Genomic DNA, 17,063 nt, shown 5'->3' on the forward strand with positions numbered 1-17,063 from the left:
GATAATGCGGGCTTTGTTTGCTGAGAGCCTGCCATTGTAGGGATTTCCTGTATGGGCGGCCTGTGGCAATGCTTTGATGGCCCTCGCCCCAGGGCCTGTTCAACACCATGAGTTCCCGTTCCCGTTCTCGCTCCCGATCCTCTGGCAACACCTTCAATTCCTCGCCCCAGGAGGCTGGGCCGGGTTTTCTGAGCCGCTTCGGCCAGGATGTGCTGCTGTTCATCGCTCTGGTGGTTGGGGCTGCCTGGGTGGCGGCGCTGCTGAGCTATTCGCCGCAGGATCCGGCCTGGTCTTCGTCGGGGCAGGGCGTGGCTGTGCGGGTGCCGCACAACTGGCTGGGCAGTTTGGGGGCGTACTGGTCGGATGTGAGCTATTTCTTGCTCGGCTACACGGTCTGGGTGCTGGTGGCGGCGCTGGCGCTGCTGTGGTGGTGGGCCTTTCGCGCCTGGCTCAGCGGCAAGAGTCAGGCGCGCAGCGACGGGCGGCTGATGATGCTGCGCATCTGGGGCAAGCGTCTGTTCTGGCTGGGCAGCGTACTGCTGCTGCTGTGCGCCTGCGCGGTGCTGGAGTGGACGCGCCTGTACCGCTTCGAGGGCCAATTGCCTGACCATTCCGGCGGGGTGCTGGGCTATTGGGTCGGGCCCTTGGCCGTGCGTTGGCTGGGCTATACCGGCTCGACCGTGGCGGCGCTGGTGCTGGCGCTGCTGACGCTGTCGTGGGTGCTGGGTTTTTCCTGGGGCAAGGTGGCCGAGCGCACCGGCGCCTGGATCGAGCGCTGGATCGACCGCGTGCGCCTGGGCCATGAGCATTTGCGCGATGCCCGCGCCGGGCGGCGCGCCCAGCGCGAGCGCGAAGAGCATGTCAGCAAGGAGGCTGTGCTCACGCGCGATGCCTTGAGCGATGCGCTGCCCGAGCATCTGGCAGACATCCCAGAGGAGCAGCTGCCGCAGTTGCAGGAGCTGCCTGAGGCTGCATTGCCAAAAGCAGGCATTGCGCCTGCCAGTGCAAGCGATGCGAGCGCCGAGCCGGCTGCGCCCCCCCCGGCCTACAGCGAAACCGTGGATTTGCCCTGGGATGAGGAGCCCGCGCCGGGCAAGAGCTACGCCACAACGCGCCCGGAAGAGCGCATCGAGCCGCTGTGGGACGACCCCAGCCCGGCTGCGACCAACGAGACGGCCCTGATCTCCGCCCCCGTCAAGCGCCAAAAGCACTTGTTCGACGATGCCAAGAGCGGTGCGCTGCCCTCGGTGACGCTGCTTGATCCGATCGCGGCCAAGCAGGAAACCGTCACCCCCGAAACGCTGGAGATGACCAGCCGCCTGATCGAGAAAAAGCTCAAGGACTTCGGCGTGGAGGTGCGCGTGGTTGAGGCCCAACCCGGCCCGGTGGTCACGCGCTACGAGATCGAGCCGGCCACGGGCGTCAAGGGCGCGCAAATCGTCAACCTCTCCAAGGACTTGGCGCGCTCGCTGTCGCTGATGTCCATCCGCGTGATCGAGACCATCCCCGGCAAGAACTACATGGCGCTGGAGCTGCCCAATGCGCGCCGCCAGTCCATCCAGCTCAAGGAGATCCTCTCCTCAGAGGTGTACCAGGACGAGAAATCCAAGCTCGCGCTGGGCCTGGGCAAGGACATCATCGGCAAGCCCATCGTGGCAGATCTGGCCAAGATGCCGCACTGCCTGGTGGCCGGCACCACCGGCTCAGGCAAGTCCGTGGGCATCAATGCCATGATCCTCTCGCTGCTGTTCAAGGCCGAGCCCAGCGAAGTGCGCCTGCTGATGATCGACCCCAAGATGCTGGAGATGAGCGTCTACGAAGGCATCCCGCATCTGCTGTGCCCGGTGGTGACCGACATGAAGCAGGCCGCGCACGGGCTGAACTGGTGCGTGGCCGAGATGGAGCGGCGCTACAAGCTCATGAGCAAGCTGGGCGTGCGCAACCTGGCGGGCTACAACGCCAAGATCAAGGCCGCGCAGGAGGCGGGCGAAATCATCGGCAACCCCTTCAGCCTCACGCCCGAAGACCCCGAGCCGCTGGACGCGCTGCCGCACATCGTCATCATCATCGACGAGCTGGCCGATTTGATGATGGTGGTGGGCAAGAAGATCGAAGAGCTCATCGCCCGTCTGGCGCAAAAGGCGCGCGCCGCTGGCATCCACCTCATCCTGGCCACGCAGCGCCCCAGCGTGGACGTCATCACCGGCCTGATCAAGGCCAACGTGCCCACACGCATTGCCTTTCAGGTCAGCAGCAAGATCGACAGCCGCACCATCCTCGATCAGATGGGCGCAGAGGCCCTGCTGGGCATGGGCGACATGCTCTACATGAAAGGCGGCACCGGCTTGCCCGTGCGCGTGCACGGCGCTTTCGTCAGCGACGATGAGGTGCATCGCGTGGTCGAATTCATCAAGCAAAGCATGGGCGAGGCCGAATACATCGACGGCGTGCTCGATGGCGTGAGCAGCGAGAGTGAAAGTGACTGGGCCGTGGACTTTGAAGGCACGCCCGCTGGCGCAGGCGGCGGCGAAAAAGACCCCATGTACGACCAGGCGGTGGAGATCGTGCTCAAGGATCGCAAGTCCAGCATCTCCCATGTGCAGCGCAAGCTGCGCATCGGCTACAACCGCGCCGCGCGCATCCTGGAGGACATGGAAAGTGCTGGTCTGGTCGGTGCGCTGGGCAGGAATGGCCAGCGCGACATTTTGGTGCCCCACCGTGGCGAATGAGTCCGTTGCTGTCGCGGCTGCCGATGGCGCCGCTGCGCCGCTGCGCCTGATCGGCCTGTGCGCCGCCTGGTGCGGCGTGTGCCGCCAGTTCGAGCCCGTCTTTGAGCAGCTGCGCCGCAGTCATCCGCAGGTGCACGTCACATGGCTGGATGTGGAAGATCCGGCCGTCAGCGATGCCCTGGGCGAGTTGGACATCGACACCTTCCCCACCATCGCGCTGGGCCGCGGCCAGCAGCTGCTGTTCTGGGGTAGCATCGTGCCGCAGGTGGCGGTGCTCATTCGCTTGCTGCAAGAGGGCGCGGTCATGGGCGGGCCGCACGCCAGCGCCACCAGCCCTCAGCCGCTGGAGCAACAGGCCTGGCGCGCCCTGCAGGCCATGCTCGATGGCGCGTCAGGCAAGGCATAGCTGCGCGCTGCCAGCCAAAAGCCCACCAGGCCCAGCGGCGTTTTTGGCTTGCATGGTGTGAACACGCTCTAATCCGAAGCGTTCGGCGGCTGGGCCAGGGCATTGCCCTGCGGCTGCAAGCCATTGGCTGCGCCGTTGGCCGAGCGCGCGGGCCATTGAAAATACACCGGATACAACTGCGCCACGGCCTGGCCGTTGAAGTCCCAGGTCATGCAGCCGCCCAGGTGCGGTGGCGGAGGCCGGTTCGCATCGGGCGGCAGGCCGTGGAAATGCGCCAATGCCATGGGGGCCAGGGTTTGGTAGGCAGCCGTGGCCATGTTGTAGAGCAGCTCGCGCATGTGGGTGCAGCCCTGCACGCCGCCCAGGTGGGCGTCGATGCTTTTGCGCCAGCCCTTGGCCATGGTGCTGCCAATCATCTTGCGCATGTGCTGGTCGGCCTCATGGCAGGAGCCGTGCGGGAAATTGGCCATGCGGGTGGCAATGTCGCGCACCACCAGATGCTGATCGATGGTCAGGCGGATCTGCATGCGGTGCAGCGCTTGCCCAGGCGGCAGGCCGCTGCCATCGGCCAGTGCAAATTCAAATGGTTTGGTATCCACCATTTCCGCTTCGATGTCCCACAGGCCATCGTCACGCTGATAGCCGTGAAAAGTGGTCTGACGGGTATGGGCCAGGCGGCGCGGGGCGGGAGGGGGCAGAGTCATCGCGGGTTTCTTCGTCATGGGCGTTTGCGCATGGACAAGCCCATGCGCCAGCAGCCGGGCGGCAAGGGTAATGGATTTTTCAGCGCGGCGCTGTCACACGTTATCAGGTCGGTGCGCAGCCGTTAGCAGGCACGTCCGCAGGCATGAAAAAACCCGGCCCTGAAAAAGGGCCGGGTTGTATCAGAGCCGGCAGGCGCTGCCGCCTGCCAGTTATGGGGCCTCAGCGGCGCTGACGGCGGGCCAGGCCGGCCATGCACAGCGCCAGCAGTGCCAGCATCCAGGGCGCACCCACGGGCACAGGCACGGTGCCTGTGGGGCTGGGCGCGGCAATCACTGGCACGGCAGCGTTGCGGGCCGAGCAGCCGGTGGCCGGGTCGCAATCCACGTTGCTGGGCAGGTCGCTCAACGTGGCGACGTTGATCACCTGGCTGCCCACTGGCAGAGCGGCATCGGTAGTGGCCTCAATCTGGAAGCGGACCTGGCCACCGCTGGGCAGTTGGGTCAGCACGGCATTGAGCGCGCCACTGCCCTGATCGGGCGTGGGGCAGCTGGCGCCGCCTGTGGCTGCGGTGCAGCGCCAGGTCTGGCTGGCGATGCCCGCTGCCAAGGGGTCCTGAATGCGCACGCCGTGCGAGTCACGCCCGCCGCTGGCCGAGACCACGATGTCAAAGGTGATCTTGCCGCCGGCAGCGACACTGGTGCTGCTGGCCGTCTTGCTCACGGCCACGACGCCATTCGATGGAATGGGGCCAGGGCCAGTCGAGGTGGGAACCTGGGCGCTGGCCTCACAGGTGGTTGCGGGGTCGCACGTTGCGCCAGCAGGGGGCGTGATGCGGGCCGTGTTGACGATCTGGGCCGGCAAGTTGGCAGCTTCAGCCGTGGCCGTGATGGCGATGGTGGCTGTGGCGCCAGCGGGCAGATCCAGCGTCAGGTCGATGGCGCCATTGCCTGCGGCGCTGGAGCAGCTGCCAGCGGGCGCGGCAGCGCAGGTCCAAGCCTGGCTGGCGATGCCGGCAGGCAGGGCGTCGTTGAATTGCACCGCATTCACTGCCGTAGTGCCCGTGTTCTGCACTTGCACGGTGAACTGTGCCGTGCCGCCGGGCTGCAACTGTGTGCTAGCGGTGGTTTTGGTGATGCGCAGCACAGATGCCGGCGGCGGCGGTGGCAGGGCGGCCGGCGTCAGGCTGACCGGGGCCTCACAAGCTTGACCTGCGGGCTGGATGCCTCCTGCGACTTGGCAGAAGCCGTCTGCAGGCGGCGTCAAGCGCGCGATGTTCTCCAGATTGCCAGTGAAGCCGGCAGGCACTTGCACCGTCACCGTATAGGTCTGACGCGCGTCAGGGGCCAGCACCAGGGCGGGCAGATCCAAGGCGCCCGCGCCATTGCCGCAGGCGTTGCTGGCCTGGTCCATGCACTCCCAGCTCATCACAGTGGTGCCTGCGGGCAGTGCATCCTGCAGGCGCACGGTGGCCTGGCTGGTGGTGCTGAGGTTGCGCACCTCGACGGCGAACTTCACCTCGCTGCCTGGGGTGTAGCTGGTGGTGCCTGCGGGCAGGGCCGTCTTGCTCAGTGCCACCAAGGTGGCACCGATGCTGGCATCGGCTTTGCAGGGCGGAGTCGCAGCCTGGTTGGTGGCCGGGTCGATACAGCCGGCGCCTGGTGGCAGCTCCAGCGTGGCGCTGTTGTTCACCTGAGTCGGCAACTGACCAGCAGGCAGTTTGCCCTTGACGGTCAGGGTGATCTCACCCACGGCAGTGCTGCTGGTGGCGGCTGGGATGACGGCGCTGACCGAGATGGTCTCGCCGCCAGCGCCAGCGCCATTGGCCGTGGCGCAGGAGCCGCCGGCCGTGCCGGTGCTGGCGCAAGTCCAGGTGAAGGACTCGAACATGGCAGGCACGGTGTCCTTGATGGTGCCGTTGGTGGGCGAAGCGCTGATGTTGCTGGCCACGATGGTCCAGGTGATCTCGCCGCCGGGCTGCAGCGGGCCTTGCACGGCCTTGTTCAGTTTCAGCTGCGGGCCGGAGATCAGATAGGTGGCCGAGCCGACGTTGCGGCCAAATGGATCCCGGTACGTGGGCCCGGCAGCACCCGCACCGTTGTGAGGATCGACGTCGGCCCGCGCCTCATTTTTGTGCTGGCCGGCAGTCAAATCCTTGCCCTTAATGGTGCAGCGGATTTGGGCCTTGTCCTCGATCTCGGGGATGGTGGCCTTGAACACATTGTTGGCATCAATATTGGCTGCCGAGATGGGCGGGTTGGGCAGCACGGCGTTGCCCCCCGTGCCCTGCACCACTTCACAGCTCACGCCATTGGCGTCGGCCTTGAAGCTGGCGGGCAGCGGGTCGCTGAGCACCACCTGCTTGAGCGGGTTGACGGCGCTGCCCACAGGGCTGATCAGGCCGGTGTTGGCGCTGGTGGCGTTGGTGAAATCCAGCGTGAACTGCACGTCATGGTGATTGGTGACCGTCACGCTTTTGTTCGTGCTCATGGCTACGCACAGCGGAAGGTCCGCCAGCAGCTCCAGCGGGGTTTGGTGGGTGCCGGTGAGCGAACCAGGGCGCGAACCATCGAACTCGGTCCGGCCATCGAACACGATGCCTGAGTCCTCTGGTCGCTTGACGACCTCGACGTTCAGCGCATTGACCATGGTGTTGACGCTCTTGCGGCACAGCGGGGCGTCGGTACCGGGGTTGTGGCGGTATTGCACGGCCAGGTGCAGCGTGACGGTCTCATTCAGCTCCAGCGCAATCTGATCCCACATGGCCGAGCCACTGCCGCTGACAATCGGGCCCCAGTCCTTGCCGTGGTTCGGGTTGCTGGGGTCAAAGCCATGCTCTGCCGGATTGATCAGGTCGCAGGCCTTGCCCGGGATGCTGCTGGTGCAGCTTTCCACCTTGATTTGCTCCTGCAGGGAGTTGTTGGGGTGGAAGCTCGGCGCTGCGCCAAAGTCGACCGTGCGGTACAGGTCGTACAGCGTGAACAGGATGTCATTGGGCGTGTTGGGCTGGGCCAGGTAGTTCTCCAGCGATGGCGTGTGCCCGTTGGTGACTCTGATTTCAAACACCGCGGTGGACTTTGCATCTGCACCTGGGCCAGGGTCGGGCAGGGCCTGCGTGCCAGTGCCGGTGACGGCCTGGCCGTTGATTTCCACCAGCTTTTTCGTCGCCTGGAGGTTCAGCTCGACGGCCTCACATGCCCCGCTGCCGCCCATGGGCAGGGCCAGGAACACCTCATCGGTGCCATTGCCATTGCCTTGCCATTGCACCTGCATGGACTGGGCGCTGTTGGAGTATTTGTTGACTTCCCACTCAATGCCGTTGCGCAGCAGCGATTCGCCACAGTCCGAAGGCTGGTAGGTGCGGTCGTACTCCAGCACCATGGTCTCGCCCGCGGCCAGCATCACGCCGCTCATGGGGCGCGGCACCTCGATGGGGCGCAGGTCTGTGCCTTGGCCGCCATTGAGCACGATGTTGGCAATGTTCGGGTCGTTCTCGACTGCTTCAGGGCAGACCGATTGGGTGGCTGTGCCCGGTGGTTGAGGCGTGTTGTGCTCCACGGCGCAGCTGGCGTTTTCGGTGGTGGAGCTCAGCGGGCGTTGGCTGCGTCGCCAACGGGGGAAGGCGTGGGTAATGGGGTATTCGTAATCGGCCCAGTAGTCGTTGAGCTCGCCCAGATTCAGCGGTACGTCCGAGGCATTGGTGAAACGCAGCTGGTAGCGCACAGGCTGGCCATAGCCGGCCTGAAAGGCCTTGATGCCATTCAGATCAGGGTCGGTTGATGGTTGGGCGGGCTGGCCATTGATTTGCACAATGGTTTTTTCCACCTTCAGCGCCACGGGCTTGATACCCACAGTGCGGTTGTTTTCCACCTCCACCGGGTCGGCGGAGCCGGCCTGCTGGCTGTCTGCCGGGCCGGTGCTCACCTTTGCGCTGAAGCCGTAAGAGCCCACCACCAGTGGCACGGCCTCGAAGATGTATTCGCAGCTGGCGTTCGGGGCCAGCGAGGCAATCGTCCAGGAGACGGTGTGGCCATTGCCCGTGCTGCCTGGCACGGTAATGGGCGCAGTGGTGCAGTTGGCCGCGCCGCTGGAGATCAGCTTCAGGCCGCCCAGGTTGGGGGGCAATTCCAGCTCGACCGGGGCGTTCGTGGCCGTGCCCGGCAGCGAAGGCTCGTTCTTGATGACCACCTTGATCTGGTGGGGCTCCAGCGTCAGGCCGTTGATCGAGCCGGGATCGAGATTGATCCCCAGCAATACGGTGTCGGCTTGCGCGACACCGGCCATCGCGGCCCATGCAGCCGCTACGCCAATGGCGCGCAGCGCGTATTTGCTTCTTCTTTTCATGTGCAAGTTCCCCCTGAAATATTGAAGCTGTTGTAAAAGGTTGCGAACGTGCAATATATCGGGCTTACCCTTGGCTTGGAAGCTGGGGGCTGCATTGTTTGCAAAAGCACACAGTTGCAACATGCGTGACGGTACTTGCCCTGCATGGATGGTGCTTTGCCGCGCAAGGTGCGCGCAGGCGCTCAAATGGGGTGGTAGCCCTGCATCTGCGGGGGCAGGGCGCTGCCGCCTGGTTGTGGTTGCAGGTGGATGTGCCAGCCGTCCACCTGGGCCAGCAGCAGGCAGTCGTCCACACTCAACAGGTTGTCCTTGTGGTGCTGCGCGTGCCCGGTCAGCAGCGTGGCCTTGGCTTTGGCCTTGGCAGTCTCGGCATCGGGGGCGACGAACAGGCCGAAAGCATGGGCCTCGGCCAGTTGCTCGGGCAGGTAGCCGCCCATATTGACGAAGTACAGGCGCGGCTGCGCGGCGGCGGGCTCGCGCGCCAGCGTGATGGCGTGGCCATCGGCCCAGTTCAGGCGCTGGTAACCGTCGATGTGGACTTTGTCCGGGTCGCCAAACCAGGCGGCCTTGAGGGCGGGGATGGCGTCCTGCATACGTTGGCAGGCGACGAATTGCACATCATGTACCTCGATATTGGAGCGCCCGGCGCTGCCGCCGAGGTAGAACATGAAAAGCTGCGGGGTGGTGTCCATGGGGCTTGGGTATATGGGATGGGAAGCGGCGGCATTGTATGGAGCGGCGCTGCTTGCCAGGGCGGGCATGGGCAGTGCCTGCAGGATAATCCGCCCCCGATGAATTCCGACTCCGCCACCGACTCCGCATCTGGCCCGTCCCGGCCCGCTCGCCCTCGCTCCGGCCTTGCCGCCACGCCGCCCTCGGCACCGAACACGCCCGCTGCGCCAGCGGCTCCGCTGCACATCAGCTTCCCAGATAGCCTGCCTGTGTCCGCACGGCGGCAGGAGATCGAGCGCGCCCTGCGCGCGCATCAGGTGGTCATCGTCTGTGGCGAGACCGGCTCGGGCAAGACCACGCAACTGCCCAAGATCGCCCTGGCGCTGGGCCGGGGGCTGGGGCGCGGCCAGCGCGGCAAGGATGGGCGGCGCGGGCAGTGGATTGGCCACACCCAGCCGCGGCGCATTGCCGCCTCCAGCGTGGCCAAGCGCATTGCCGAGGAGCTGCAAACGCCGCTGGGCGAGGTGGTGGGCTACAAGGTGCGCTTCAATGACCGGCTGGGGCCGAACGCGCGCGTGAAGCTGATGACCGACGGCATCTTGCTGGCCGAGACGCAGACCGACCCACTGCTCAAGGCCTACGACACGCTCATCATCGACGAGGCGCACGAGCGCAGCCTGAACATCGATTTTTTGCTGGGCTACCTCAAGCAAATCCTGCCGCGGCGGCCCGATCTCAAGCTCATCATTACCTCCGCCACCATCGATGCGGAGCGCTTTGCCCAGCATTTCGCCTCGGCCAAGGGGCCTGCGCCGGTGTTGTACGTCTCGGGCCGCACCTATCCGGTGGAAATCCGCTGGCGGCCGTTCGAGGAAAGCCGCGAGACGGACTTGAACACCGCCATCGCCGATGCCGTCGATGAGCTGTGGCAAGGCCGCCCGGGCGGGGACATTCTGGTGTTCCTGCCCGGCGAGCGCGAGATCCGCGAGGCCGCCGACCACGTGCACAAGCACCTCTCGCACGACCCGGTGCGCCGCCACTGCACCGTGCTGCCGCTATTTGCGCGCCTCTCGCAAGCCGAGCAAGACCGCGTGTTCGAGACCGGCGGGCCGCCGCGCGTGGTGCTGGCCACCAACGTGGCCGAAACCTCGCTGACCGTGCCCGGCGTGCGCTATGTGATCGATGCGGGCACGGCGCGCGTCAAGCGCTACAGCTACCGCAGCAAGGTGGAGCAACTGCTGGTCGAGCCCATCAGCCAGGCTGCGGCCAACCAGCGCAGCGGGCGCTCGGGTCGCGTGGCCGATGGCGTGGCCATCCGCCTGTACGAGGAGGCGGACTTTGCCGCCCGAGCGCGCTTTACCGATCCGGAAATCCTGCGCTCCTCGCTGGCTGGGGTGATTTTGCGCATGAAGTCGCTGGGCCTGGGCGCGGTGGAGGAGTTCCCGTTTCTGGAAGCGCCCTCGCAGCGCGCCATCACCGATGGCTACCAGCTCTTGCAGGAGCTGGGCGCGGTGGACGAGCAGCGCGAGCTGACCGAGATGGGCCGCCAGATGGCGCGCCTGCCGCTGGACCCGCGCGTGGCGCGCATGCTGATCGAGGCGCGCGCGCGCGGCGCTTTGCAGGAGGTGCTGGTGGTGGCCGCCGCCCTGTCGGTGCAGGACGTGCGCGACCGCCCGCTGGATAAACAGGCCCAGGCCGACCAGGCCCACGCGCGCTTTGACGACGAGAAAAGCGAGTTCACCAGCTACCTCAAGCTCTGGCAGTGGATTCACGACGCGCGCGGCGGCAAGGCCGCCAACCTGCCCTCGGCGCGTCAGCAGGCCCAGGCCGCTGCGCAGGCGCAAGGCCGTGGCAAGGCCGGGCGAGGCCACGCGGCCCTGCCGGTGGCGCAGCGCGCCGTGGCCGCGCCCGCCTCACCCGCAGCGGCCACCACGCCCGCAGCGCCGGGGCCAGGGCCAGAGAGCGCAGCGCCAGCCCAGGCCACGCACCGCCTCTCCAACCGCCAATACGAAAACCTGCTGCGCAGCCACTACATCAACGTGCGGCGCGTGCGCGAGTGGCGCGACATCCACCAGCAACTGGCCGCCGCCGTGGCCGAACAGGGCTGGAAGCTGCACGAGCAAAACGGCCCAGCCAGCTACGAGGCGCTGCACCTCTCGCTGCTGGCCGGGCTGCTGGGCAACGTCGGCTTCAAGCCCGATGAGGCCGAGCATTACCTGGGCGCGCGCGGCATCAAGTTTTACCGCCACCCCGGCGCGCGGCTGCGCAAAAAGCCCGGCCGCTGGGTGGTGGCCGCCGAGCTGGTGGAAACCACGCGCCTGTATGGCCGCGGCATGGCCAACATCGAGCCGCAATGGCTGGAGGAAGTGGGCGCGCACCTGCTGAAAAAACAACTGCTGGAGCCGCACTGGGAGCAAAAAGCGGGCGAGGCCGTGGCGCTGGAGCGCGCCACGCTCTACGGCCTGGTCGTCTACAGCGGGCGGCGCGTGCCCTTTGCCCGCATCGACCCGGCCGCCGCGCGCGAGATCATGATCCGCCAGGCGCTGGTGCAGGGCGACTACGCCAGCGAGTGGGAGCGCAAATTCCCCTTCCTGGCCACCAACCGCAAGCGCATCGCCAAGGTCGAGGAGCTGGAGCACAAATCGCGCCGCCAGGATGTGCTGGTCGATGAGGAGCTGATTTATGCCTTCTACGACCGCCTCATCCCCGAGGCCGTGTGCAACGGCCGCCAGCTTGAGCAGTGGTACCGCCAGGAGCGCCGCCAGCAGCCGCAACTGCTGGAGCTGCAAAAAGACGAGCTGATGCGCCACGAGGCCGCAGGCATCACCACCGCCGCCTTCCCGCCCACCATCAAGCTGGCGGGCATGGATTTGAACGCCAGCTACCTGCACGAGCCGGGCAACCCGCGCGATGGCGTCACCGTCACCATCCCCCTGTACGCCCTCAACCAGGTGCAGGAAGCGCGCGCCGACTGGCTGGTGCCCGGCATGCTCAAAGCCAAAGTGCAGGCCCTGCTCAAAAGCCTGCCGCAGCGCCCGCGCTCGCGCCTGCTGCCGCTGGCCGAAACGGCAGAAGCCATCGCCAAGGCCTGGCTGGAGGAGGGCAGCTTCGCCCAGGGCGATTTGCACGAGCGCCTGCGCCAATGGGTGCGCGCCAAGACCGGGCTGGAGATCAAGCCCACGGACTTCAAGGCCGACATGCTCAGTGCGCACCTGTTCATGAACTTCCGCGTCGTGGACGAGCACGGCCGCCAGCTCGGTCAGGGCCGCAACCTCGCCGCCCTCAAGGCCGAGCTGGGCCAGCAAGCGCGCGGGGCGTTTCAGGCCCTGGCCGGGCTGAAACTGGCGCAAAGCGATGAGGGCGGCAAGAGCAGTGGCGAAAAAACGGCCGAAACAACGGCCGAAAAAACGGACAAAGACGCGGGCAAAAACGCTCGCCCAGCCGCCGCTGCAACGCCCACCGCCGCCAGCGGGGCAGGGCAGGGCAAGGGGCAAACGCCCGCCGCCCAGAGCGAGTCCAACGCCCTGGGCGAACCCGAGCAACGCCACACCAGTTGGGACTTTGGCGAGCTGCCCGAAATCATGGAATGGGGCAAAGGCAGCCGCAAACTCATCGGCTTTCCGGCCCTGGTCGATCAGGGCGATGCCGTCACCATCGAAGTCTTTGACGAGCCTGAAGCGGCCGCCCAAGTCCACCGCCAGGGCCTGGCGCGCCTGTTCGCGCTGCACATCAAGGACGCGCTCAAATACCTGGAAAAAAACATCCCCGAGCTGCAAAAAATGGCCGTGGCCTACATGCCGCTGGGCACGCTGGAGGAGCTGCGCGCGCAAATCATCGCCGTCGCTATCGACCTGGCCTTCCTGCAAGAGCCGTTGCCCATCAACGCCGAGCAATTCGAGCAGCGCCTCAAGGATGGCCGCCCGCGCCTGTCGCTGCTGGCGCAGGAAGTGGCGCGCCTGGCTGGGCAAATCCTGGCCGAATACGCGCAGATCGTGCGCAAGCTCAAGGACATGAAAGGCGCTGAGCAGGCCGTGGCCGACGTGCGCCAGCAGCTCGAGCGCCTGATGGGCAAGCGCTTCGTGCAGGCCACGCCGCAGGCCCAGCTCAAGCACTATCCGCGTTACCTCAAGGCCATGCTGATGCGGCTGGACAAATACCGCGAAGACCCCGCGCGCGACCAGGCCCGCCAAGCCGAAATCGCCCCGCTGGAGGCGCGCTACTGGAAGCTGCTGGCCCAGCGAAAGGGCCAGCAAGACGCCGCCTTGCAGGACTACCGCTGGCTACTGGAAGAACTGCGCGTGAGCTTCTTCGCCCAGCAACTGCGCACCCCGCAGCCGGTGTCCGTCAAGCGGCTGGAGAAGGTCTGGGCGCAGGTGGTGGCTTGAGCGCCTGCTCAAAGTTGCTGCACGGGCGGGCAAGGGCGCGGATTGGGGCGGTCTGTGGGGCGGTTTGTTCGTGAGTCCATGCCAGCCCCCTGCACGAGATGGCATGGGATAGTTGCTGCCTGCGCCGGCTTTGAGTGCCGAGGCCGGGATGTGCGCCCGGCGGCGCAGTCACTTTCTTTTTTGTCGAAAAAAGAAAGTGACCAAAGAAAAACGACCTTGCTGCCTGCGACCCCGGCGCTGCGCGCCGGGGTCGCAGGCAGCAAGGGGCGCTGCCCGGGCCATCGCTGCGCTCGGCCTTAGGTCGTCGTCGCCCAAGCACCTGCTCTCAGCATTGCCGAGAAGTAGCGATTGCGCCAGGCGCACATCCCGGCCTCGGCCCTCAAAGCCAGTGCAGGCGGCAGCCACCAAGTGCGATCTCTGCATGGGGTGTGCGGCAAGCTTTCCGCACACTGCGGCACGCAATGGCACGAAAGAGCACGAGAGGGCGCAAAGGGGCAGGCTCTGCGCCATGGCCTGTCCGCCCCATCAGTGCTTGCCGGCGGCCAGCGGTTTTTCGCGCACAATGGCGCAGCCGCGGTCACAGCGGTGGAGAGACACAGCCATGAGGGAGCATCTGCACGCAGCCAACAGCGCCGCCGCATCGCAGGCGGCCGCCGCGCCGTCCACCAAGCCGCCCGCCGCGCCGCAGCCGGCGCCGCCGACGTCAACGCCGCCAGCGCGCGAGCTGATCTTTCGCGCCCAGGGGCTGACCAAGGTCTATGGCGCGGGCGAAGTGCAGGTGCAGGCGCTGCGCGGCATTGACCTGGAGCTGCACGCGGGCGAGTTCGTGGTGCTGCTGGGGCCTTCGGGCAGCGGCAAGTCCACGCTGCTGAACATCCTGGGCGGGCTGGACGTGCCCAGCAGCGGCCAGGTCTGGTACTGCGGGCAGGATCTGAGCCGCGCCAGTGATGCGGCGCTGACGCGCTTTCGGCGCGAGCACGTGGGCTTTGTGTTCCAGTTCTACAACCTCATCCCCAGCCTGACCGCGCGTGAGAACGTGGCCATCGTCACCGAGATCGCGCCGGATCCGCTGGAGCCGGCCCAGGCGCTGGCGCTGGTCGGGCTGGAGAAGCGGCTGGACCACTTCCCCGCCCAGCTCTCGGGCGGCGAGCAGCAGCGCGTGGCCATTGCCCGCGCCATTGCCAAGCGCCCGGCGGTGATGCTGTGCGACGAGCCTACCGGCGCGCTCGATTCGGCCACCGGCGTGCTGGTGCTGCAGGCGCTCGAGCGCGTCAACGCCGAGATGGGCACGACCACGGTCATCATCACCCACAACGCCGACATCGCCCGCATGGCCGAACGCGTGTTGTGGATGCAGGACGGGCAGATCGTGCGCGAGCAGCGCAACGCCCAGCGCCTGGCCGCGCAGGAGCTGCGCTGGTAATGCGGCGCATGGGCGGCCAGGCCGGGAGGGGCCCGCGATGAAGGCGCTGCACCAAAAGGCCCTGCGCGATCTGTGGCGCATGCGCGGCCAGGCGCTGGCCATTGCGCTGGTGATCGCCTCGGGCATTGCCATGCTGGTGATGTCGCAGGCCACGCTGGAATCGCTGCGCAGCACGCGCGCGCAGATCTACCAGGAAAGCCGCTTTCCCGACATCTGGGTGCAGCTCAAGCGCGCGCCGCAAAGCCTGGCGCGCCAGCTGGCAGAAATCCCCGGCGTGGCCGAGGTGGAAACCCGCCTGGCCGCTGGCGCCAAGCTGGAGGTGCCCGGCTTTGGCGAGCCGGCCCAGGCGCTGGCGCAATCGCTGCCCGATGATGGCCGCCAGCCGCGCCAGAACCGCCTGTACCTGCGCGCCGGGCGCCTGCCCAGCGCGGCCGATGAGGTGTTGGTGGGCGAAGCCTTTGCCAAGGCGCACCGGCTGGGCCCTGGCGATGCGCTGCGAGTGACGCTGCAGGGCCGCGCGCAGCGCATGCGCATCAGCGGCATTGCCATGTCCGCCGAGCACATCTACCAGGTCAAGCCCGGGGCCATGTTCCCCGACGAGGCGCGCTACACCGTGCTGTGGATGCCCGAGCGCAGCCTGGCGGCGGCGCTGGACATGAAGGGCGCCTTCAACCAGGCCACCATCGCCCTGGCCCCCGGCGGCAACGAGCAGGCCGTCATCGGCGCGCTCAACCGGCAGCTGGCGCGCCACGGCAGCAGCGTGGCCACCGGCCGCATGGAGCAGCTCTCGCACCGCATCCTGCATGAGGAGTTCCGCCAGCTGGCGACCATGACCTGGATGTTCCCGGCCATCTTCATGGGCGTGGCCGCCTTCTTGCTGAACATGGTGTTCAAGCGCCTGATCAGCCTGCAGCGCGACCAGGTGGCCATCCTCAAGGCCTTTGGCTACAGCACGGCGCAGGTGGCGCTGCACTATGGGCTGATCGTTGGCCTGATCTGCGCGCTGGGCACGCTCATCGGCGTGGCCGCCGGCATCTGGCTGGGCCAGGGCATGGCCGGGCTCTACCAGATCAACTTCCACTTTCCCTACCTGCGCTTCAGCCTGAACCCGCACGTGGTGGCCATCGGCGCGGGCATCAGCCTGCTGGCGGCGCTGGTGGGCAGCGGTCATGCGGTGTATGCGGCCGCGCGCGAGCCCGTGGCCCAGGCCATGCGCCCGCCCGCGCCCGAGCGCTTTGGCCGCACCGTGCTCGAGCGCCTGGGCCTGGCGCGCTTTCTCTCCCAGCCCACGCGCATGATCTGGCGCCAGCTCGAACGCCGCCCCGGCAAGGCGCTGCTGAGCCTGCTGGGCCTGGCCGCGGCCGGCGGCATCGTCGTGGTGGGTAACTTCCAAAGCGCCTCGGTGCGCTACATGCTGGACGTGGAGTACCGCCTGGCACGCCGGCACGATGTCTCGGTGGCCTTCGTCGAGGCCATGCCGCGCAGCGCGCTGCACGAGCTGGCGGCGCTGCCGGGCGTTGAGCAGGTCGAAGGCCAGCGCAGCGTGCCCGTGCGCCTGCACCTGGATGGGCGGCAAAAGCTGCTGATGCTCGAAGGCCTGGCCGGCGATGCGCGGCTTCGCCAGCTGCTCAGCCCCGCGCTGCAGCCGGTGGCGCCGCAGCCCGGCGGCATCATCCTGGGCGATTACTTTGCCCAGTGGTTTGGCCTGCGCGTGGGCGATCGCATCTGGGTCGAAGTGCTCGAAGGCCGCGGCAAGATGCTGCAACTGCCCGTGGTGCAAACCATCTACGACCTCAACGGCAGCTCGGCCTACATGGAGCTGGGCACGCTCAACCGCAGCCTGGGCGAAGGCCCGCTGGTGAGCAGCGCCGTGCTCACCGTGCTGCCCGGCCATGAGCTGGGCGTGCTGCGCGCGCTCGATGCGCGCCCCAAGGTCGTGGGCACCGATCAGCGCCACACCGCCATCGAAGCCTTTCTCGACATGATGGCCCGCGTCAGCGGCACCTTCTCCACCATCGCCATCGTCATGGGCATGATCGTCAACGTCGGCGTGGTCTACAACGCCATGCGCATGGCCCTGTCCGAGCGCGGCCGCGAGCTGGCCAGCCTGCGCGTGCTGGGCCTGAGCCAGGGCGAGGTGGCCTACATCCTGCTGGGCGAAATGGCCGTGCTGGTGCTGCTCTCGCTGCCGCTGGGCATGGCCGTGGGCTACGGGCTGATCGCCGCCATGATCGCCGGGCTGCAAAACGACCTCTACCGCATCCCGCTGGTCGTCGAGCCCAGCACCTATGCCATCGCGGCGCTGACCACCCTAGCCAGCGCCGCGCTCTCCGCCCTGGTCATCGTCTGGCGCCTGCGCCGCCTCGACCTCATCGAAGTCCTGAAAACCCGGGAGTGACCCC

Annotated in this window: 8 protein-coding genes; 5 read left to right on the forward strand and 3 right to left on the reverse strand. The window is 67.0% G+C overall.

The features are described 5' to 3' along the window. Positions 1-107: 107 nt before the first annotated feature. On the forward strand, positions 108-2,729 hold the full coding sequence (locus CK620_RS02525; protein WP_095548938.1) for a DNA translocase FtsK: 2,622 nt from the start codon (positions 108-110) through the stop codon (positions 2,727-2,729). After that, positions 2,719-3,135, forward strand: coding sequence for a thioredoxin family protein (locus CK620_RS02530; RefSeq protein WP_179290548.1), 417 nt, complete (start codon positions 2,719-2,721; stop codon positions 3,133-3,135). The genes CK620_RS02525 and CK620_RS02530 overlap by 11 nt, the downstream gene beginning before the upstream one ends. 68 nt (positions 3,136-3,203) lie before the next feature. Here the strand turns inward: CK620_RS02530 and CK620_RS02535 are convergent, their stop codons facing one another. The 3 genes from CK620_RS02535 to CK620_RS02545 all read right to left on the reverse strand — a co-directional run bounded on the left by CK620_RS02535 (position 3,204) and on the right by CK620_RS02545 (position 8,873). Further along, complete coding sequence (locus CK620_RS02535) at positions 3,204-3,839, reverse strand: DUF2889 domain-containing protein (protein WP_095541372.1); 636 nt, start codon at positions 3,837-3,839, stop codon at positions 3,204-3,206. A gap of 220 nt (positions 3,840-4,059) precedes the next feature. Further along, positions 4,060-8,181, reverse strand: a complete 4,122-nt coding sequence (locus CK620_RS02540; RefSeq protein WP_143325880.1) for a DUF11 domain-containing protein — start codon at positions 8,179-8,181, stop codon at positions 4,060-4,062. Positions 8,182-8,363: 182 nt separating this feature from the next. Continuing rightward, the gene (locus tag CK620_RS02545; protein ID WP_238945983.1) at positions 8,364-8,873 is read right to left on the reverse strand and encodes a DUF1543 domain-containing protein; all 510 of its coding nucleotides are present in this window, start codon (positions 8,871-8,873) and stop codon (positions 8,364-8,366) included. Between the two features lie 99 nt (positions 8,874-8,972). Between CK620_RS02545 and hrpA the strand changes: the two genes are divergently transcribed. The 3 genes from hrpA to CK620_RS02560 all read left to right on the forward strand — a co-directional run bounded on the left by hrpA (position 8,973) and on the right by CK620_RS02560 (position 17,059). Beyond that, complete coding sequence (gene hrpA / locus CK620_RS02550; protein ID WP_095548941.1) at positions 8,973-13,238, forward strand: ATP-dependent RNA helicase HrpA; 4,266 nt, start codon at positions 8,973-8,975, stop codon at positions 13,236-13,238. 601 nt (positions 13,239-13,839) lie between these two features. Next, positions 13,840-14,661 carry an ABC transporter ATP-binding protein gene (locus CK620_RS02555; RefSeq protein WP_095548942.1) on the forward strand — a complete coding sequence of 274 codons (822 nt, stop codon included), beginning with the start codon at positions 13,840-13,842 and terminating at the stop codon, positions 14,659-14,661. A 37-nt stretch (positions 14,662-14,698) separates the two neighbouring features. Then, complete coding sequence (locus CK620_RS02560) at positions 14,699-17,059, forward strand: ABC transporter permease (protein WP_095548943.1); 2,361 nt, start codon at positions 14,699-14,701, stop codon at positions 17,057-17,059. Positions 17,060-17,063: the final 4 nt, after the last annotated feature.

The organism is Vandammella animalimorsus (assembly GCF_002285285.1).
In the GTDB taxonomy this organism is placed as follows: domain Bacteria; phylum Pseudomonadota; class Gammaproteobacteria; order Burkholderiales; family Burkholderiaceae_C; genus Lampropedia; species Lampropedia animalimorsus.

What these genes read in the sequence shown, in the direction of transcription:
- CK620_RS02555 (WP_095548942.1), top strand. Translation starts at nt 13,840, where the DNA reads ATGAGGGAGCATCTGCACGCAGCCAACAGCGCCGCCGCATCGCAGGCG.
- CK620_RS02540 (WP_143325880.1), bottom strand. Translation starts at nt 8,181, where the DNA reads ATGAAAAGAAGAAGCAAATACGCGCTGCGCGCCATTGGCGTAGCGGCT.
- CK620_RS02535 (WP_095541372.1), bottom strand. Translation starts at nt 3,839, where the DNA reads ATGACTCTGCCCCCTCCCGCCCCGCGCCGCCTGGCCCATACCCGTCAG.
- CK620_RS02545 (WP_238945983.1), bottom strand. Translation starts at nt 8,873, where the DNA reads ATGGACACCACCCCGCAGCTTTTCATGTTCTACCTCGGCGGCAGCGCC.
- hrpA (WP_095548941.1), top strand. Translation starts at nt 8,973, where the DNA reads ATGAATTCCGACTCCGCCACCGACTCCGCATCTGGCCCGTCCCGGCCC.
- CK620_RS02560 (WP_095548943.1), top strand. Translation starts at nt 14,699, where the DNA reads ATGAAGGCGCTGCACCAAAAGGCCCTGCGCGATCTGTGGCGCATGCGC.
- CK620_RS02525 (WP_095548938.1), top strand. Translation starts at nt 108, where the DNA reads ATGAGTTCCCGTTCCCGTTCTCGCTCCCGATCCTCTGGCAACACCTTC.